Below are 2,558 nucleotides of genomic sequence, written 5' to 3' on the forward strand. Positions count from 1 at the left end.
TCTCGGCGCGGGCGATCGCGGCCTCCAGCGCCGCCAGGCTGGTGCTGGCCTCGCCGAGGCGGCGCCCTTCCAGCTGGGCGAGCTGCGAGCCGGCATCGCCGGCCAGGTCCTGCAGCTGCTGCTGCAGCTCGCGCCGGCGGCGCACCATGTCGGCGGTGGAGAGCCCGCGGCCGCGGCGGCGCACACGCACCAGCACGACCGCCACCAGCAGGACGAAGAAGGCGGCCACGATGAGCCAGCCGAGGATTCCTTCAGGCACGTTGATCTTTCCCTGGTCGCCCGGTCCGGAAGGCCGGGCGTTGTCTTGTCGAATGGACGGCCAGTCTAATTCGCCCGCCGGAAAGTAGCGAACTTTTGACTACGTTTTTCCAGATTTCGTCACGTTCGGGTTCAGCGACCGGCCTTCTCCCGCGCCACCCGCCACACGACGTTGCCCACGTCGTCGGCCACCAGCAGCGCGCCGCTGCGGTCCAGCGCCACGCCCACCGGCCGGCCCTGCGCCTTGCCGTCGGCCGACAGGAAACCGGTGAGGAAGTCCTTCGGCAGCCCCTCGGGGCGGCCCTGCGCGAAGGGCACGAACACCACCTTGTAGCCCGAGGGCGGGTTGCGGTTCCAGGAGCCGTGCTCGCCGATGAAGGCGCCGCGGGCGAATTCCGGCGGCATGCCGCGCGGGCTGGAAAAAGCCAGGCCCAGCGGCGCGACGTGGTTGCCCAGGCCGTAGTCCGGGCGCACGGCCTGCGCCACGCGCTCGGGCTGCGGCGGCTTCACGCGCGCATCCACGTGCTGGCCCCAGTAGCTCCAGGGCCAGCCGTAGAAGGCGCCCTCCTGCACCGAGGTCAGGTAGTCGGGCACCAGGTCGCTGCCGATCTCGTCGCGCTCGTTCACCACCGTCCAGAGCACCTGGGTCTCGGGCTCCCAGGCCAGCCCGTTGGGGTTGCGCAGGCCGGTGGCGAAGAGGCGCTTGGCGCCGGTCTTCGGGTCGACCTCCCAGATGGCGGCGCGGCCCTCCTCCTCGTCCAGACCGTGCTCGCCGACGTTGCTGTTGGAGCCGACGGTGACGTACAGGCGCTTGCCGTCGGGGCTGGCCAGCACGTTCTTGGTCCAGTGGTGGTTGCGGCCGGCGGGCAGGTCGGTCACCTTGACGGGGGCGCCCACGGCGGCCGTGCGGCCGGGCGCGTAGGGCAGCTTCACCAGCGCGTCGGCATTGGCCACGAACAGCTCGCGGCCCACCAGCGCCATGCCGAAGGGCGAGGTGAGCCCGGCGGCGAAGATGGTGCGCAGCTCGGCCACGCCGTCGCCATCGGCATCGCGCAGCAGGACGATGCGGTCGGGGCTGGGCACGCCGGCGCCGGCGCGCTTCATCACCGCGGCGCTGGCGCGGTCGCGCAGCTTCTGCCACAGGCCGTCGTCCTCGGGTTCACGCCGGGCCGGGCGGTTGCTCTCGGCCACCAGCACGTCGCCGTTGGGCAGCACGTAGAGCCAGCGCGGGTGTTCCAGCCCGCGCGCCAGCGCCGTCACCTTGAAGCCCGGCGGCGCCACCGGCGTGCCGCCTTCGGCCCAGCCGGTCGCCTCGGCGATGCGCACGGTGGGCACCAGGCTGCTGCGCGGCGCAGGCAGTTGCGGGTCCGGGCCCACGCCGGCCTCGAAGGGCAGCCGCGCGGTGTCGCCGCAGCCGGCGACGGCCAGCACGATGGCGGCGGCCAGGGCCGGCAGCCGCAGGCGGCGCGGGGAACGGAAGGCAGAGATGCGCATGGGCCGATGATCCACCATCGCCGGGGGACACCCCGCCGCCGGCCGGCTGGCCGCGGCGTCGGCGTCTACCATCCCGGCATGTCAGACGCGCTTTTCGACACCGCCACCGCCGACCTGTTCCGCACCGACGCCTACCTGCGCGAATGCCCCGCCCGGGTGCTGGGCCTGGACGCGCAGGGCGCGGTGGTGCTGGACCGCACCGTGTTCTACCCGCTGGGCGGCGGCCAGGCCGGCGATGCGGGCGTGCTGGTGCTGGAGGACGGCAGCGAGCTGGCCATCGCCGACACGCGCAAGGCCAAGGACGCCGAGGGCCGGCCGACCGCCGCCATCCTGCATCTGCCCGCGCCGGGGCAGGAAGCGCTGCTCGCCCGCCTGGCGCCGGGCACGCCCGTCACGGCGCGCGTCGACTGGGCGCGGCGCCACCGCCTGATGCGCTTCCACACCGCGACCCACCTGCTGTGCCACCTGGTGCCGCAGCCGGTGGACGGCTGCTCGATCACGCCGGAGCACGCCCGGCTGGACTTCCACATGACCGAGGCGCTGGACAAGGAGCAGCTCGGCGCCGGGCTGGCGCGGCTGGTGGCCGAGGCCCATCCGCTCACGGTCGGCGCGGTGACCGATGCCGAGCTGGACGCCAACCCGCAACTGGTGCGCAGCATGAGCGTGCAGCCGCCGCGCGGCAGCGGCACGGTGCGCACCATCCGCATCGGCGCGGAGGAAGCGCCCGTGGACCTGCAGCCCTGCGGCGGCACGCACGTCGCCAACACGCGCGAGATCGGCGCGGTGGTGGTGACCAAGATCGAAAA

At 73.7% G+C, this 2,558-nt stretch carries 3 protein-coding genes; 1 reads left to right on the plus strand and 2 read right to left on the minus strand.

Annotated elements, in window-relative coordinates:
- Together ACIY1X_RS11120 and ACIY1X_RS11125 are read right to left on the minus strand one after the other, a co-directional pair.
- A partial coding sequence (locus ACIY1X_RS11120; protein ID WP_399680552.1) for a hypothetical protein occupies positions 1 to 259 on the minus strand: 259 nt, incomplete at its 3' end.
- A 131-nt stretch (positions 260 to 390) separates the two neighbouring features.
- Entirely contained in the window at positions 391 to 1,752 is a 1,362-nt protein-coding gene (locus ACIY1X_RS11125; RefSeq protein ID WP_399680554.1) for a PQQ-dependent sugar dehydrogenase, read from the minus strand.
- 78 nt (positions 1,753 to 1,830) lie between these two features.
- Between ACIY1X_RS11125 and ACIY1X_RS11130 the strand changes: the two genes are divergently transcribed.
- The coding region (locus ACIY1X_RS11130; protein ID WP_399680556.1) for an alanyl-tRNA editing protein at positions 1,831 to 2,558 on the plus strand (728 nt) is incomplete at its 3' end.

Origin of the sequence: Xenophilus sp., assembly GCF_044462705.1 — a bacterium.
GTDB classification, from domain to species: domain Bacteria; phylum Pseudomonadota; class Gammaproteobacteria; order Burkholderiales; family Burkholderiaceae_C; genus Xenophilus; species Xenophilus azovorans.

Coding starts and splice junctions, on each gene's coding strand:
- ACIY1X_RS11125 (WP_399680554.1), bottom strand. CDS start 1,752: ATGCGCATCTCTGCCTTCCGTTCCCCGCGCCGCCTGCGGCTGCCGGCC.